Annotated in this window: 17 protein-coding genes and 1 tRNA gene; 12 read left to right on the top strand and 6 right to left on the bottom strand. The window is 60.4% G+C overall.

The features are described from left to right. Nucleotides 1–5: 5 nt before the first annotated feature. Nucleotides 6–1,064, top strand: coding sequence for a ferrochelatase (locus HMPREF2734_RS07945; protein WP_070484805.1), 1,059 nt, complete (start codon nt 6–8; stop codon nt 1,062–1,064). On the opposite strand, the gene HMPREF2734_RS07940 is transcribed toward HMPREF2734_RS07945, so the two are convergent. Continuing rightward, nucleotides 1,061–1,816, bottom strand: a complete 756-nt coding sequence (locus HMPREF2734_RS07940) for a hypothetical protein (protein WP_070570336.1) — start codon at nt 1,814–1,816, stop codon at nt 1,061–1,063. The two genes, HMPREF2734_RS07945 and HMPREF2734_RS07940, sit on opposite strands and share 4 nt — an antisense overlap. 40 nt (nt 1,817–1,856) lie before the next feature. Between HMPREF2734_RS07940 and HMPREF2734_RS07935 the strand changes: the two genes are divergently transcribed. Genes HMPREF2734_RS07935 through HMPREF2734_RS07925 form a run of 3 tightly spaced genes read left to right on the top strand, consistent with a single transcriptional unit; the run spans nt 1,857 to nt 4,389 of the window. Beyond that, nucleotides 1,857–2,708, top strand: a complete 852-nt coding sequence (locus tag HMPREF2734_RS07935) for a DUF3097 domain-containing protein (RefSeq protein ID WP_070423154.1) — start codon at nt 1,857–1,859, stop codon at nt 2,706–2,708. 10 nt (nt 2,709–2,718) lie between these two features. Then, the gene (locus tag HMPREF2734_RS07930; protein WP_070423155.1) at nt 2,719–3,147 is read left to right on the top strand and encodes an NfeD family protein; all 429 of its coding nucleotides are present in this window, start codon (nt 2,719–2,721) and stop codon (nt 3,145–3,147) included. Next, nucleotides 3,148–4,389: an SPFH domain-containing protein gene (locus tag HMPREF2734_RS07925; protein ID WP_083308122.1), complete on the top strand. Its 1,242-nt coding sequence runs from the start codon at nt 3,148–3,150 to the stop codon at nt 4,387–4,389. Here the strand turns inward: HMPREF2734_RS07925 and HMPREF2734_RS07920 are convergent. From HMPREF2734_RS07920 to HMPREF2734_RS07910, 3 genes are all read right to left on the bottom strand, one after another. Next, nucleotides 4,361–4,921 carry a MarR family transcriptional regulator gene (locus HMPREF2734_RS07920; RefSeq protein ID WP_070423156.1) on the bottom strand — a complete coding sequence of 187 codons (561 nt, stop codon included), beginning with the start codon at nt 4,919–4,921 and terminating at the stop codon, nt 4,361–4,363. The two genes, HMPREF2734_RS07925 and HMPREF2734_RS07920, sit on opposite strands and share 29 nt — an antisense overlap. A gap of 35 nt (nt 4,922–4,956) precedes the next feature. Then, nucleotides 4,957–5,604, bottom strand: a complete 648-nt coding sequence (locus HMPREF2734_RS07915) for a TVP38/TMEM64 family protein (RefSeq protein WP_070423157.1) — start codon at nt 5,602–5,604, stop codon at nt 4,957–4,959. Nucleotides 5,605–5,681: 77 nt separating this feature from the next. Then, nucleotides 5,682–5,767: transfer RNA gene (locus HMPREF2734_RS07910), tRNA-Leu, on the bottom strand. 231 nt (nt 5,768–5,998) lie between these two features. Between HMPREF2734_RS07910 and HMPREF2734_RS07905 the strand changes: the two genes are divergently transcribed. Genes HMPREF2734_RS07905 through HMPREF2734_RS07890 form a run of 4 tightly spaced genes read left to right on the top strand, consistent with a single transcriptional unit; the run spans nt 5,999 to nt 10,166 of the window. Continuing rightward, entirely contained in the window at nt 5,999–7,438 is a 1,440-nt protein-coding gene (locus HMPREF2734_RS07905) for an ABC transporter transmembrane domain-containing protein (RefSeq protein ID WP_371440428.1), read from the top strand. Continuing rightward, on the top strand, nt 7,439–9,244 hold the full coding sequence (locus HMPREF2734_RS07900) for an ABC transporter ATP-binding protein (protein WP_070570332.1): 1,806 nt from the start codon (nt 7,439–7,441) through the stop codon (nt 9,242–9,244). It begins immediately after the preceding gene. A 21-nt stretch (nt 9,245–9,265) separates the two neighbouring features. Further along, nucleotides 9,266–9,799, top strand: a complete 534-nt coding sequence (locus tag HMPREF2734_RS07895) for a YbhB/YbcL family Raf kinase inhibitor-like protein (protein WP_070570330.1) — start codon at nt 9,266–9,268, stop codon at nt 9,797–9,799. Nucleotides 9,800–9,809: 10 nt separating this feature from the next. Beyond that, nucleotides 9,810–10,166 carry a hypothetical protein gene (locus HMPREF2734_RS07890; RefSeq protein WP_070570328.1) on the top strand — a complete coding sequence of 119 codons (357 nt, stop codon included), beginning with the start codon at nt 9,810–9,812 and terminating at the stop codon, nt 10,164–10,166. Here HMPREF2734_RS07890 and HMPREF2734_RS07885 read toward each other — a convergent pair. Further along, entirely contained in the window at nt 10,163–11,242 is a 1,080-nt protein-coding gene (locus tag HMPREF2734_RS07885) for a quinone-dependent dihydroorotate dehydrogenase (protein WP_070570326.1), read from the bottom strand. The genes HMPREF2734_RS07890 and HMPREF2734_RS07885 overlap by 4 nt on opposite strands. 9 nt (nt 11,243–11,251) lie before the next feature. Next, nucleotides 11,252–12,289: a YncE family protein gene (locus tag HMPREF2734_RS07880; RefSeq protein ID WP_246816804.1), complete on the bottom strand. Its 1,038-nt coding sequence runs from the start codon at nt 12,287–12,289 to the stop codon at nt 11,252–11,254. 72 nt (nt 12,290–12,361) lie between these two features. Between HMPREF2734_RS07880 and HMPREF2734_RS07875 the strand changes: the two genes are divergently transcribed. The 4 genes from HMPREF2734_RS07875 to HMPREF2734_RS07860 are packed head-to-tail and all read left to right on the top strand — an operon-like array spanning nt 12,362 to nt 15,501. Further along, nucleotides 12,362–13,189, top strand: coding sequence for an undecaprenyl-diphosphate phosphatase (locus HMPREF2734_RS07875; RefSeq protein ID WP_070423249.1), 828 nt, complete (start codon nt 12,362–12,364; stop codon nt 13,187–13,189). Nucleotides 13,190–13,199: 10 nt separating this feature from the next. Further along, a complete protein-coding gene (mshC, locus tag HMPREF2734_RS07870; protein ID WP_070570324.1) occupies nt 13,200–14,414 on the top strand; it encodes a cysteine--1-D-myo-inosityl 2-amino-2-deoxy-alpha-D-glucopyranoside ligase in 1,215 nt (404 codons plus the stop codon). 24 nt (nt 14,415–14,438) lie between these two features. Next, a complete protein-coding gene (locus HMPREF2734_RS07865; RefSeq protein WP_070451478.1) occupies nt 14,439–14,834 on the top strand; it encodes a hypothetical protein in 396 nt (131 codons plus the stop codon). Beyond that, nucleotides 14,827–15,501: an HAD family hydrolase gene (locus HMPREF2734_RS07860; protein ID WP_256366001.1), complete on the top strand. Its 675-nt coding sequence runs from the start codon at nt 14,827–14,829 to the stop codon at nt 15,499–15,501. Before HMPREF2734_RS07865 ends, HMPREF2734_RS07860 begins: the two co-directional genes overlap by 8 nt. The last annotated feature ends 17 nt before the right edge of the window (nt 15,502–15,518 follow it).

The following is a 15,518-nucleotide window of genomic DNA, read 5'->3' as shown; positions in this document are numbered from 1 at the left end:
AGGCTATGGCTCTCAACGACTACGACGCACTCCTCGTCCTTTCCTTCGGTGGACCCGAAGGAAAGGACGAGGTTATTCCTTTTCTAGAGAATGTCACCCGTGGCCGCGGGATTCCGCGTGAGCGGCTCGCCAAGGTAGGGGAACACTACTTCCACTTCGGTGGTGTTAGCCCGATCAATGAACAGAACCGAGTGCTGATTAGCAACATCGAAAAGCAGTTGGAGGCTCGGGGGATTGAACTTCCGGTGTACTTCGGCAACCGGAACTGGCACCCCTTTGCGGAAGATACTGCGAAGCAGCTGGAGGCTGACGGGCATAAGCGCGTGCTGGTGTTCGCGACCTCGGCATGGGGTGGGTACTCGGCCTGCCGACAGTACGACGAAGACATCCAGAGGATCCGCGAAGTGACACCGCAGCTTGAGTACACCAAGCTTTGGCAGTTCTACGCCCACCCGACGTTCGTGCGGCTTATGGCGAACGTGTTGCGTAGCGCCGTCGATGCAGCGCCGGCTGGTGCAAAAGTACTGTTCACTGCTCACAGTGTTCCGAATGCTGCGGATAATGTCTCAGGTGGCCCGGAGGATGCCAACCTGTACTCACGGCAGGTGCATGAGGCGGCCCGGCTGGTCGCCGCGGAAGCTGGCGTCGAAGAGTACGAGGTTGTCTGGCAGTCTCGCTCCGGCAATCCGGCAACGCCGTGGTTGGAGCCGGACATCGTAGATCGCACCGAGGAGCTCCATGATCAAGACAGCACCTTTACGCACTTGATCTGTGTGCCACTCGGCTTCATCACCGACCACATGGAGGTGATCTGGGACCTCGACACCGAGCTGCGACAGGCCTGCGAGGCACGCAACATCACGCTAGATCGCGTTGCGACGGTGGGGCTCGAGCCCGATTTCGCTGGCATGGTCGTCGATATCGCGCAAGCTATCGCCGATGGTGACAAGCCTGAAACCTTGTCTAACGTTACTGTTCAGGGTTGTACCGTCAACGGCGCGCCGTGCAAGCCGCATTGCTGCGAGCCGTTGAAGCACCCGGGCCGACCGGGTAGCGCAAACTAATTCGCTAGATATTCGCGCCGGTAATCGATCACTGCGTCTGCGACCCCCGCCATGCGGGCGGTGCGGACGTGCCGCCACAGTGCAAACAGGTGGGGGTCGAAGGAGTGGTCGTCGAGGCGCTCCGTTACCGTCTCGATCGTCGCGGCAACACGGTCAGCCCTGGCAAAAAGCTTTGCCGCTCGCGCAGTCACCCCAGCCGGCAGCCCAGGGGTGTCGTAGAAATCAGCGAGCGTGCCGACGGTAAGCCGGGGATTTGGCAATTCCTTCGTGGTGCCACCAGCCGCCTCAATCAAAACGGCGGCTTCATCGGTTGCGCGCGACAGCAGTTGATCTGCCTCACCTGGAGTTAGCCAATCCGGTTCCGGCAGCCGCTCAGTTTCTTCAAACCAACGCCAGCGCACTTCCGCCCCCGAGTAGTCGGGGACAAGGATGTGGCTGATCCCATCTCCCCGGACAACCAACGCACCGGCCTGGGAGAGGGCGTCCATTGCGGGGGATCCAGCTCGGAGGCGCGGTGCCTGTCCTGGTCCCCACAGAATCAAGCGGACAACTGGATCCGGAGACTCAAGGTCGGCGGCGGCGCGGACGTCGCTAAGCAATTGCACCATGGGCGCGTCGCAATAGGTGTGGGTGCCGCCGAGGTCTGTTAACGCGTCGAGGGTGTCGTCCGTGGATTCGACGTTGTACAGCCAGGCGGCAAGCCAGACTGCAGTGTTTTGGAGAGGCGAGTAGACCTGAGCGCGCGTGTGCATCCAGTTGAGTCTAGCTAGGGGGATAGAATACGGAGCCACTATGGGAGATAGCCGGTATAGCGGAGATATTTTTCAGGGCCACGCGCGCAAGAGGAGGCCAACGTATCCAGAGATGCCTGCAGAGCCAGGCATCATCGTGGAGATCGTCGGCAACGACTTTGTCGGCGCAGTGGTTGGATTCGAGCGAACCTACGACGGCGACTTCGTCCGCCTGGAGGACCGCTATGGAACCCAGCGGCTGTTCAAAATGCTGCCGGGGGCATTCATGGTCGAAGGGCAGCGTGTCACCCTCACCCGATATGTTGCACCGCGTAACGACGAACCAAAGCGCTCCAACTCGGGCTCACGCAAGGTTGCTAACGTGCAGGCGAAGGTTGCAATGCCGTCACGCATCTGGGTGGAGGGCATCCACGATGCTGCGATCGTTGAGCAGGTGTGGGGGCACGACCTGCGTGTTGAGGGGGTTGTCGTCGAGTATCTGGAAGGGCTAGACAACCTGCAGATGCGTCTCGACGAGTTCCAGCCTGGACCGGACCGTCGCGTCGGTGTGCTCGCCGATCACCTCATTAGGGGGACTAAGGAGGCTCGGCTCGTCGAAAATGTAGGACCTCATGTGTTGGTGACGGGGCACCCCTACATCGATATCTGGGCTGCGGTGAAACCGAAGAGCGTCGGCATCGCCGCCTGGCCGGAGGTTCCGTACGGCGAAGACTGGAAGACGGGCGTGTGCCGTCGCTTGGGTTGGTCTGATCCAAAGGAAGGCTGGCGCCGCGTTTCATCGTCCGTGCGCACTTTCCGCGACTTGGATTCAACACTTATCGGTGCAGTTGAGAGACTGGTGGACTTCGTCACTAATCCCGAGCTCACGAAGGAAGATCTCACACACATGTAAGATTTGCGCCGTGGGAGCATTGATTTGGTTTATTGTCGCGGCAGGTTTCGCGCTACTCGAGCTTGGCGTGGGCGAATTGACGCTGCTCATGCTCGCTGCGGGTGCGTTGACAACATCGGGGGTCGCCTTATTCGACGTTCCACTTGCAGCTGAAGTCGCGGTGTTTATCGCTTCCTCGTTGCTGTTCTGGTTCTTCCTAAGGCCACGTCTGCGCAAGCGGATGGATAAGCCGCTGGTGCTCGATGAGACGCCACGCGCGCTCGTCGGAAGTCGTGCAGAGGTTGTCGAGGACATCGGCCCCGGGGGTGGGCAAGTGCGTTTCGACGGCAGCCTGTGGTCGGCACGCGCCCTGGATCCGGCAAAAACTATTCCTGCAGGTTCCCACGTGACCGTTTACGATATCGACGGACCCGTAGCCGTCGTTTGGAAGGAGTCCTAAATGGGTGGGTTAGTTACCTTCGCCGTCATACTTATTCTGTTTATCGCGCTGCTTACAGCGTCGATCAAACTGATTCCGCAGGGAGAAGCTGCGGTTATTGAGCGTCTGGGACGCTACACGCGCACGGCGTCCGGTGGGTTGACGTTCCTGGTGCCGTATATCGACCGCATCCGTGCGCGCGTAGACACGCGTGAGCGCGTGGTGTCGTTCCCGCCCCAGGCAGTAATTACCCAGGACAACCTGACCGTGGCGATTGACACGGTGGTGACGTTCCAGATCAACGAGCCTGCGAAGGCCATCTACGGCGTGGACAACTACCTCGTCGGTGTGGAGCAGATTTCGACGGCAACGCTGCGTGACGTCGTTGGTGGCATGACGCTTGAGGAGACGCTGACCTCTCGCGAAACCATTAACCGCCGCCTGCGCGGTGAGCTAGATGCTGCGACCGCAAAGTGGGGCCTGCGCATTAGCCGCGTGGAGCTCAAGGCGATTGATCCGCCACCGTCGATTCAGCAGTCCATGGAGATGCAGATGAAGGCGGACCGCGAAAAGCGCGCGATGATCCTCACCGCTGAAGGTAAGCGCGAGTCCGACATCAAAACCGCTGAGGGTGAAAAGCAGGCTCGCATTCTTTCTGCCGAGGGTGAGAAGCACGCAGCGATTCTCGCCGCTGAGGCTGAGCGTCAAGCAATGATGCTGCGCGCCGAAGGTGAGCGTGCCGCGAAGTACCTCGCTGCGCAGGGTGAGGCGCGTGCGATCCAAAAGGTGAACGCCGCGATTAAGTCCTCTGGAGTGACGCCGGAACTCCTGGCATACCAGTACCTGGACCAGTTGCCGAAGATTGCCAACAACGAGGCGGCCACGATGTGGATGATTCCGTCCCAGTTCGGCGATTCGTTGCAGCAGTTTGCCAAGGCGTTTGCCAACAAGGACGACGACGGAGTGTTCCGCTACGAGGCGGCACAGGTTGACGAGCGCGATCTTGAGATGGCCGATGAGGGCAATCCGGAGCGTTGGTTCGACACCTCGACCGACCCGGAGCTAGCCAAGGCGCTTGCAGAGGCCCGCGCGGTGGCGAACAAACACGTAGACGATCCAGATCCGACCCAACCTACCGCTGACACCGCTTCCAGCGACTCGGGGTTGCGAGAGATCAGTGCCCCTGCGAACGAGCCGACCGATTTCGGGTTCAATGACCAGGTGTCGAACCCGCTTAATCAGCCAGATCAGCAGCCCGAGTAATCAGGTTGAGGGCCAGTTGCCAGCCGGCTTGTTCGGCTGGCCATCCCGCTGCCTGGAGCCTCTGGCTGATTGCCTGCTTGGATATGCCGAGCTCGGCTGCTGCTTCATTCTGATTCAGCCCGCGGCGCACGAGCGAGGTCGCTTCTCGTCCCTCGAATGTCCGCTTGTGCAGCACGTGGGCTAGCAGGGCGAATGCGGCAGCGATATCCGCAGCCTCAGTAGTTGCGCCTTGCTTGTCGACGACCACACGCACCTGGCCCGCTTTCACCCCAACCGCCTTTGAGGCAGCTTTCAAGGCATCGCTGTTGCTTGCAGCGACCCCTAGGCCGATGGCCCAGTTGCCGTCGGAGAGCAGCGCCATGATCAGGTTTAACGAAGCCTCAGCGTCATCCACCAGGGTGCGGATATCTTCAACACCGAGCACTTCAAACGGGCTGATGCCTGGGAGAGTGCCAAGCGCCTCCGCGGAACGCTCGACGACGGCAGCACGCCCTTTTTCGCGGCCCCTGTATTTCGCATGCACGGCAATCATGGCTGCCAATACTACGCGGGTCTACCCGTGAGCCTTTACTTACGCGCCGGAAGTCGTGCGTCGAGAATCAACCCGCTAAGGCCAATCACTGCCAATACAGCCATCACTGCGATGACCACAGGGTTTGCCTCACCCGTGAGGGTGTCGCCAAAGATAGTGACCAACACGGTTCCTGGAAGTGAACCCGCAAACGTTGCGATGGCAAACGGCAACACCGGAACGCGCGTGAGCGCTGCTGCGTAGTTGAGGACGGAAAATGGAACGGCTGCAATGAGGCGCAGGCTGAAAATCGCGAGCCAGCCGCGTTCTTCGAGGCGCCGGTTGATCTGCTCAACAGCAGGATGTGTCAGCCGCGGTTCTACCCAATCCCGCAGCAGAGTGCGCACGATCAACAGTGAGATAACTGCGCTGACTGTCGTCGCGGTAATCGCGATCAAGATCCCTTGTACCGAACCGAAAAGAATGCCGGCAGAGACGGTCATCACGGTGCGCGGGATAGGGAATTGGGTAATCAAGATATAGAGCAGCCAGAACGCTACTGGGAACCAGGGGCCGAGTGTGTCAGCCCAGGTGCGAAGTGTGGAGAGTGGTGGGACGTCGAGAAACACCCAGCCCGCTATGAACACGACGATAAGCGCTGCGAGTACGAGCTTGTTGCGGGCGGAACCCGATATCTTGGGCATACGCACTCCTCGAGCATGTCTGTAAATATAAATGTCCCGCTCCGCAGTTCTATTGACTGCTGAGCGGGACTTATCTGTGCCCGGAGGGGGACTTGAACCCCCACGTCCGTTAATAGGACACTAGCACCTCAAGCTAGCGCGTCTGCCATTCCGCCACCCGGGCTAGGGTGTTTGTTCAGCCTCTCGGCTGGGCACCTGCACTACTATAGGGTCGGTTCTTGCAGGTACCAAATCGCCAGCATAACGCGCAGATTCTGCTAAATTTTGCGGGGTGATAGCTCCACCGCGCAGAATGCTGACGTACCGCTGGTTCGTCCCACAAGTTCCGCCTGCTCATGACCCCGCCCGGCTCCACCCGGCGCGATGGGAGGAAGGTAACCGGGTCGTTCGGGACATGGTTTCCGCGTATCCGGGTGTGCTCGCGCTGCATATTCTGAGCTACCTCTTTGGCTCCGGTATCGCAGCGTTCGTGCCGGTGGTGGTCGGCATGATCGTGGACGGTCTCCTTGGCGAAGAACCGTTTAACGCGTGGTGGCTGTTTGCGGTACTGGTGGGCATTTTTGTTTTGCAGTTCATCGGTGAGGCAACCGGCGACGGCCTTGCGGCAGCGTCGGTTGGCCGGGTTACCCACAACGCCCGGTTACACTTATCCTCCGGAGTGCTGCGCGATGGTGCAGGCGCGATGAGCCCGGGTACGGTGCTCAACACGATCGATGCAGACGCAAGCACGGTCGGACGGTACCGCGAACTGCTGTCGTTTCCGCTTATGGCGATCGGTTATGCCGCGGGTGCAGTGGTGGCGATGTGGTCTGTGTCCCCGTGGGTGGCACTTGCCATTCCGGTTAGTGCGATGGTCATTGGGCTTTTTGCGGCGTGGACTGCAGGACCAGTGACACGGATCTCGTTGAAGCGTCGCGCTGCGGAAGCGGATGTCGCGGGCTTGGCCACGGATGTCTCTCAAGGCATTCGTGCTGTGAAGGGCCTTGGCGCGGGTGCATCTGTTGCACAACGTTTTGAAGTTGAGACGGCGAACGCCAGGACCTTGATCTTGAAGCACCTGAAGGTTGAAGTCGGGCTGGGCTTTGTTCGGCTTGTGGTGGCTTGGCTGTGCAACCTGGCTATCGTGGGTCTTGCCGCCTGGTTGACGCTTCGCGGAGAGATCACGCCTGGGCAGATGACATCGGTTGCGCTGCTGGTGCCACCTGCGCTGAATATGGCGGGATTTGCCTTTGGTGACCTAGCTAGTGGGTGGGGAAGGGCGGTTGCCAGTGGCAAGCGCATCGTGGAGTTACACCATGCAGCCGAACAGGCGTCTGAGCCGCAGCCAACCGCCAACGCGATCCCCGCTCCAGGGCTGTGGATCCTCGCTCCGAATGAGCGATCGTTTGCGGTCGTTGAGGCATGGGCGGAGCGTGAAGGGGTGCTGTTCCCACCGCACACCGTCAACGTGTTTGAGGGCACGATCGCGGATAACGTGAATCCGCGCGGTGATTTGCCGGCAGTCGTCGTCAAGCAGGCGCTCGCTGCGGCGCATTGCCAGGACATTCTGCGTCGCCTCGGAGGTGTCCGAGAGAACGGTGAATTGCCTGATGCGCCGCTGGGGGAGGCGGGGCTGAATTTGTCGGGCGGGCAGCGGCAACGTGTGGCACTTGCACGCGCACTCGCAGCGGATCCGGACGTGCTCATTTTGGACGACCCAACAACAGGGCTGGACTCTGTCACCCAAGCTGACGTCGTTGCGGCGGTTAAGACGCTACGCGCGGACAAAACAACCATAGTGATCACTGGAAATGCCGCGTGGCGCTCTGCAGGTAACGCATTGGAGGTGCAGTAAATGAAGCGTGAATACGAGCGTGTCGATGCCGTTGCCCCCGCTGGGGTGAAGGAGACCTTCGCGTACCTTGCGGAACTGCCGAACGCACTGGATCGTCGGTGGTGGGTAATGCTGTTGAGTATCCAGGCTGTGATCGTTGCTGTGAACACGACACAGTCGAACCTGTTTGGGCGCAGCGTTGACCCGTTGATCGGTGGCTCGATACCCGGGCTCGGCTCTGGCAGCAGTGCTTTTATTTGGGCCATCGCATTGGCAATGTTTTGCATGCTGATCGAGCTGTCCCTCCGTGGTCTGGGCAACTATGTGGTGGGCCAGAAGGTCGCCCGTGCGTCCATCGATCTGCGCCGTCGTTGCCTCGACGCTATCTTGCGCGCGCCTGTGCCGCGGGTGATGGAGTTGGGAACCGGCAACGTGATTACGCGCATGACGAAGGACATCGATGATGTGGTGCAAACGATCACCGCGATCGGATCCAGGGTCCTCACCACAGCCTTCGTGTTTCCGATTACCTTTCTCGGGCTTTTGCTTATCGACGTCCGCTTTGCCCTCATCCTCGTCATAGTCGGTATCTGCACGTACCCGTTCGCGCGAGCCGTTGTGCGTGCAATCCCTGCTGCGTCGAACGCAGTGAGTGTGGCGGAGGCTCGTAGAAACGCAGTGCTGCTTGATACGGTGCGTGGCCTGCCGACGCTTCGCGCGTTCGGACTAGAACGTTGGGCGCTTGGGCGCATGCGTCGCACCTCCTGGGGTGCGGTGGAGGCGACGATGGATCGTGTGCCCTGGTTCATTCGTCTCATGGGCATCGGACAGTTCGCCTTCGCAGCATGGGTGCTGCTCACTCTTGGTGTGGGTGCCTGGTTGGTGTCTACAGGCGCTGTGACACCTGGGGAGGCCAGCGCTGCTGTGTTCATGGTGATCCGTGCTGAGGTCGTCGTGTTTAATGCGCTGTTTTTCATCGGAGAGCTCCAAAGCGCCGCCACGTCTGTTGGGCGCGCGGTGAGTTTGGCCAAACTGGCGGACGGCCGAGCGGCCACCGTGGTACCTGATGACCTCGATGTGCCTGAAGACGTTGAGATCAACCACGTGTCCTTTGCCTACCCCGGCGGAGCTAACGTTCTTGAGGACCTCTCGGTGACGCTCGCAGCGGGCACGACGACGGCGCTCGTCGGCACTTCTGGCGCGGGCAAATCCACGCTGGCAGCGCTTATCGCAGGCTTGGTGGAGCCGACTTCGGGGAGCATCCGAGTTGGTGGGGTAGATACCTCCCAAGTCAGCGACGTCTGGACTGCGAAGAACGTCACCCTGCTCACCCAGGACGTGCATATCTTCGCTGGCACGCTGCGCGAAGACCTGTCTATGGCTGCTCCGGGAAGTGACGACACTGTTTTGCTCAAGGCGCTCGCCAGTGTCGGGTTGGATCCGAACAGCACGCAGTTTGCCCGACTCTTCCCCAATGGGCTCGACACCGCTGTGGGAGCAGGCGCAGATGACCTCCCACCCGAGGTGGAGCAACAGGTCGCGCTCGCGCGTGTGGCGTTGGCAGGTCCGAAGATCCTCATCCTGGACGAAGCGACGGCGGAGGCGGGCAGTGATGCCACAAACATGCTCGAAGATGCTGCTGCAAGGATTACTGAAGGCACGACGGCGTTGGTTGTCGCGCATCGCCTCGATCAAGCTGCAACCGCTGATCGCATCCTGGTGATGGAAGCAGGACGCATTATCGAAGACGGCACCCATGCCGAGCTTCTTGCTGCCGGCGGGAGATACGCACAACTCTTTGAGGCGTGGAGTGGCGAGGGTCACTGATTTTCGGGTAGGAATGGGTCTATGACTGCTTCCTATGTTTCAGACCGTTTCCCCGGCCCCGACCCATATGAGCCCCTGGCGGACGTGCCTTCGTTCACGGTGACCTCGGATGACATTGTTGACGGCGAGCGTCTCAACGACACACTTGCCGGCGATAACGCCACCAGCCCGCAGCTTGCGTGGGAAGGTGCGCCTGAGGGGACGAAGACCTACGCAGTGACGTGCTTCGACCCGGACGCACCAACCGCGTCAGGTTTTTGGCACTGGTCCGCGTTCAACATCCCGGCAGATATTACCGAGCTGCCTGCTGGCGCAGGCGCCAAGGAGGACCTGGGCGTCGGCGCGGTTGTGCTCACCGGTGATTCCGGAGTTAAAGGGTTCTACGGTGCAAACCCGCCGGCAGGCCACGGGCCGCACCGCTACCTGTTCGTAGTCCACGCGGTGGACACGGAATTTCCGGCAGATCAGATCGCGAACCCAACGCAGCTCGGGTTCAACCTGAACTTCCACTCGTTGGGCCGGGCAATCATCTGGGGTTGGTACGAGAACCAGTAGTATTCGGCGAATGGTACCTGTGCAGCTTCGCGTCGGCGGCGCCTTTTTAGGTCTTGCCGCCGCACTCGTCCTCTATGCAGTCGTCGGATTTACCCGTGGTGATGAGGGGTTTGTGATCACCCCTCAGGTGCTCACGGTGCTTGTGGCTGTCGCTCTCGTCGGTGCGTTTGCGACCACGAACAAAGAGCAGCAAGGCTCGCGCACGCAGGTTGTCGCGCTTTTCATCGCGATCGTCTTGATCGGCCTTGGGGTAATTTTGCCGAACACCGCATTATTCACGACGACGCCGGTGTGGCTTGTCGCTTGGGCTATCGCCGCGGGCTTCTGCGCCGTAATTCTACGGCGCAGCGTGCAACCGAAGGCCTAGAGCGCTTTCCACTCAAGCCCACTGCCCACGGCCTGCTCAATCGAATTCAGACCGTGGGCCTTAATCTGTGCAGCAATGCCCCGGTGGATATCCCGGATCCAACCCGGGCCGCCGTAGATGAATGGCGTGTAGCCCTGCAACAGATTGGCACCTGAAGTGATGCGTTCCCACGCCTGTTGGGGTGTGGAGATACCGCCAACACTGATGATCGCCAATTGGCCGCCGATGCGGTCGTAGAGGCGCTTGAGCACCTCGAGTGAGCGTGCCGCAACGGGTGCACCAGAGATGCCACCCGCACCCATGGCTGCAACATCGTCTGCATTGGTGTGCAGCCCGTCGCGGGAGATCGTGGTGTTGGTCGCCACGATGCCGTCGAGTCCAAGTTCGACAGCGAGGTCTGCAACAGCGTCGATGTCCTCGTCCGAAAGATCTGGCGCGATCTTGACCAGCACCGGGGTGGTGGTCGACTCTTTCACCACGGAAAGGATGGGGCGAAGCTCCTCCACCGCCTGCAGGTCGCGAAGACCCGGCGTGTTCGGGGAGGACACGTTGACCACGAGATAGTCGGCCAGCGGGCCAAGGGCGGTAGCGGTTGCGCGGTAGTCGGCGACAGCGTCTTCGGCGGTCTTGTTCTTGCCGATGTTAATCCCGACGATGTCGTCGGACTTCCTGCTGCGCAGGTTATCTGCGACAACGAGTGCACCCTTGTTGTTGAACCCCATACGGTTCAAAATTGCCTTGTCCGCGGGAAGGCGGAACAGGCGTGGGGCGGGATTACCCGGCTGCGGCTTCGGGGTCACCGTGCCCATCTCTGCGTAGCCGAAGCCAACGGCGCCCCAGGCGTCGATAGCTTCAGCGTTTTTATCAAACCCAGCCGCAAGTCCGAGCGGGGCAGGGAAGTCAACGCCGAACACTGTCTGGCGCAGCACGGGGTCGTGGACGCGTACAACCTTCTCGAGTGCGCGGTTGATGGGACTCGCGGCATCCAGCACACGCAGGCCACCGCTGATGATGCCGTGGATGCGCTCCGGCGGGATGCGGAACATCAGTTGCAGGGCGCGGTCGTAAAGACTCATGTTGGTCTCCTAGTTAATCTGCTCGTCGGGTGCGACGATTTGGATGCCATCGCCGGTGGCGGATGCGAGGACGACGGTGCCGTCATCAAGCGAAATGATGCTCTGAGCGTTCGCGACAGTGGCGAAACTCTTCTTTTCGATCGGCACACCCTGGGAGATGTCGTATCCGGTTGCGGTGTTTTCAGCCAAGGAACTTACCCATGCAAGGCGTTGCGACGAATCCCACGCGACGTCCCACGGGCCTTCCGGCACAGGTGCGCTCTGCTGGAGACGAATGATGTCGTCGGTGGTGTAGACGTGGATCTGGTTGCCGGTGGAGTCGGCGGCGAGCACAAGCCCGTGCTCGCCTGCGGCAACCTTGCCCACGCCGAGGCCAACACGCAGCGTGCCACCCTGGCGGGAGCCCTGCCAGTCGATGTCCTGGATGGTGGTGTCGAAGCTGCTGATGCGAACTACCGCGTCATCTTGGCCGTCGAGGGCAACCGCCTGCAGCTGGTCGGTCTCGCGGGCAACATCGATCGTGTCCGACAGTTCCCCGTCCTTAAACACCCACACTTTGCGCTCCGTATCGCTTGCAGCGAGCACTTCACCGCTGGAAACAACAGTCGCCGAAGTCACCGGAAGGTCGGTGCTAATAGTTTGCGCGACTTGGCCGAAGACGTTGACAGCCCCATCACACGCCACTGCGAACGACCCATCGCTGGCAGATACATCCCCGCACGACGCGTCGAGTGGATGCTCTTCAGCCTTGCCGTTGGCAATGTCGTCGATCGACCCAATCAGTAGAGCGTTTTCTGTGCGCACCCCGACAACACCGTTTGTCGTGTCGAGGTCGCGCACAGCCTCAAACTGCACTACACGCCCAGCCGGGTTCTCGCTCGCAGGGGACTGGGCAGGTTCGGCGCTGCCCATGTTGGCTGCGGCGTCGCCACCCGCCTCCTCGATTTTTGCGTTCGGGGTGGCGCTGCATGCTGCCAGCGCGAGCGGTAACACCGCGCTAAGGCAGAGTGCGGCAGTAAAACGGGAAGCAGTACGTCGAACAATCACGCACGTAAGCCTAGCAATCAGCCTGCTGCGTTCAGTGATCAAGCGCGGTGCGGAGTAGGGTGTGCAGCCATGATGTCGTGGCTACAGGTGATCGTCCTCTCCATCGTGCAGGGCTTGACGGAGTTTCTCCCGGTGTCCTCGTCGGGTCACCTCCGTATCGTCTCAGAGTTGTTTTGGGGGGAGGACGCTGGCGCAAGTTTTACCGCTGTGATCCAGCTCGGTACCGAGCTTGCCGTACTTGTGTACTTTGCCAAGGACATTTGGCGGATTCTCACCGCGTGGTTCGCTGGACTGTTCGACAAGGCCAAGCGAGGGTTTGATTACCGCATGGGCTGGATGGTCATCGCCGGCACGATCCCAGTCGGGTTGGCAGGTGTGTTGCTGAAGGACCTGATTCGCGAAAACTTCCGCAACTTGTGGATCACCGCGACCGTGCTCATTTTGTTCTCTCTGGTGTTCATTCTTGCGGAACGCCGCGGCAAGAAGTCTCGTGGGTTTGAGGAGCTGACTATGAAGGACGCCGTTCTCATGGGCCTGTGGCAGTGCCTAGCGCTGATTCCTGGTGTGTCGCGCTCCGGCGGAACGATCTCGGGTGGTTTGTTCCTCAACCTCGACCGCGAGGTTGCTACCCGGTTTAGCTTCCTTCTGGCTATCCCCGCGGTACTCGCGTCTGGTCTGTTCTCCTTGCCCGATGCGTTTGACCCGCAAGCGGGACAGGCTGCCTCCGGAATGCAGCTGCTTGTCGGCTCCGGAATTGGCTTTATCGTCGGTTACATCTCCATTGCGTGGTTGCTGAAGTTCGTTTCTAACCACTCGTTTGCCTGGTTCGCTGCCTACCGCATCCCACTCGGTGTCATTGTGATGATTCTGCTTGGCACTGGTGTCATGCAGCCTGTGTAGGGTTGGGCGCATGCAAGCTTGGCCGAACCCAATTGTTCCTCACGTTGCCGGCACTTCGGTGCCGCTGAAGCTCTACGACACCGCTGATCAGCAGGTGAAACCTGTGGATACCACGCCGGATGCGAAGGGCGAAGTGGGGTTGTATGTCTGCGGTATCACTCCATACGACTCGACCCACCTGGGACACGCTGCCACCTATCTCACATTCGACCTTGTGCAGCGTCAGCTGATCGCTAACGGTCACAAGGTGCACTATGTACAGAACATCACCGATGTTGATGACCCTCTGTTCGAGCGAGCCGAGCGTGACGGTGTGGATTGGCGCGAACTCGGCTCAAACCAGATCGATCTGTTCCGCAGCGACATGGAGATTCTCTCCGTCATCCCGCCGCGCGATTACATCGGCGCGATGGAGTCTGTCGATGAGGTCATCGAGATGGTGCAGAAGCTTCTCGACGAAGGCGTGGCCTACACACTCGACCAGGGCGATGTGTATGCCTCGATCGATGCAACCGAGCAGTTTGGCTACGAGTCGAACCTCGACCGAGCAACGATGGAGGAGTACTTCGCTGAACGCGGTGGCGACCCGGAGCGTGAAGGCAAGCGCGACAAGCTTGATGCGCTGATCTGGCGTGGTCACCGTGAGGGCGAGCCAGCCTGGGACTCGCCGTTCGGCCCAGGTCGTCCGGGATGGCACGTGGAGTGCTCCGCGATTGCGACGAACCGCTTAGGAGCAAGTTTCGCGATCCAAGGTGGTGGTTCGGACCTTGCGTTTCCACACCACGAGTTCTCGGCCGCGCACGCAGAGGCCGCGCTGCACGTGGACCGGATGGCCGGCCACTATGTGCACGCGGGCATGATCGCACTTGATGGTGTGAAGATGTCGAAGTCACTAGGTAACCTCGTCTTTGTTCACAAGCTCACCGAGCAAGGCCACGAGGCTTCCGCGATCCGGCTGGCGGTGTTTTCCCAGCACTACCGGGAAGACCGTGATTTCTCCGACGCGATTCTTCACACCGCTGAGGAGCGACTCGACCGGTGGCGTGAGGCCCTGGCGAACGAGGTGTCTGAAGACGAGGCGCTCGGTGTCGTCGATAAGTTGCGCGCTGCGCTGGCAGACGACCTTGACACGCCCACAGCTCTTCGTGTGGTCGATGGAGCACGAGGCGACTACGACGGTGTGATTGCGACAGCACTTGAGGGGCTACTCGGTGTGCATCTCTAGGCCTCATCCAGCACAATGGTGGTCATGAGCGCAGCAGCACACACGATTCGTGCCCAGTTCCAGCCTGAAGTCGACGAGTTTATCGATGACCTGACGATGTTCGCCTCAGGCTCCTACCTTTCTGAGGAAGACAAGGAGTTGTGGGACGAGCCATTCGACCCGTCCGTGTTGCCCGAGTTGCGGAAAATGCTTGAGCAGTACCTCGACGAGGTCGACGCACTCGGTTCCCAGCCAGAGGACCAGCAACTGGTGGGGCTAGTTGGACCGTTCTACGAGCGCTTGGAGGCATTCAATGTCCGTCATGCGGACGCGGTGCTTGAGCCAGAAGAAAAGGCAGATATTGAGACGCTCGTGATTCGGGTGTGCACCGCGGCGGGCGCGACCGATGAGGCGCTAGAAGCGCTGCCGGAATTTGAGTAGGCAGCGTCCGGCGGCCGTCTTCTGGGATATGGACGGCACGCTGATAGACACAGAGCCGCTCTGGGGACAGGCGACCTACGAGTTAGGGGAGTTGCTTGGTCGGCCACTGACCCCAGAGGTTCGCGAGCGCACCATTGGCGGGAGTTTCCCGAACACGCTTCGCATTGTGGCGCAGTGGGCGGGGCACACACTGACTGACGGCGACGAACAGCGATATAAAGATTGGATGTTCGGTCGAATGGCTGAACTGTTTTCTGCAGGTATCGAATGCAACCCAGGGATTCTTGAAGTGCTGCAGTCGCTGAAGGAAGACCACAGGCCTATGTTCGTGACGACGAATACTGAACGCGTCCTGGCAGATCCGTGCATTGATGCGATTGGGCGTGCGTTCTTCACCGGCACCATTACTGGCGACGAAGTGATCCACCCGAAACCTGCCCCCGACATGTACCTCGAAGCAGCCCGGCGCGTCGGCGCCGCTCCGCAAGACTGTCTCGTGGTCGAGGACTCGTTCAGTGGCATGTCAGCTGCGGCTGCAGCGGGATGTGCAGTGTTGGGGCTCGCGGATCATGTACCTGCCGGTGTGTATCGGTTTGATCCCCACCTGTTTGTGGGGGCCAGTGCCGACGACGTTTACCGCTGGTTTGCTGCAGCCTGCAGCGCGTAGGTGTCACGCGCACAATC

Source organism: Corynebacterium sp. HMSC055D05, from assembly GCF_001810365.1.
Classification (GTDB): Bacteria; Actinomycetota; Actinomycetes; order Mycobacteriales; family Mycobacteriaceae; genus Corynebacterium; species Corynebacterium coyleae.
This window is presented reverse-complemented; position numbering and strand designations above follow the sequence as displayed.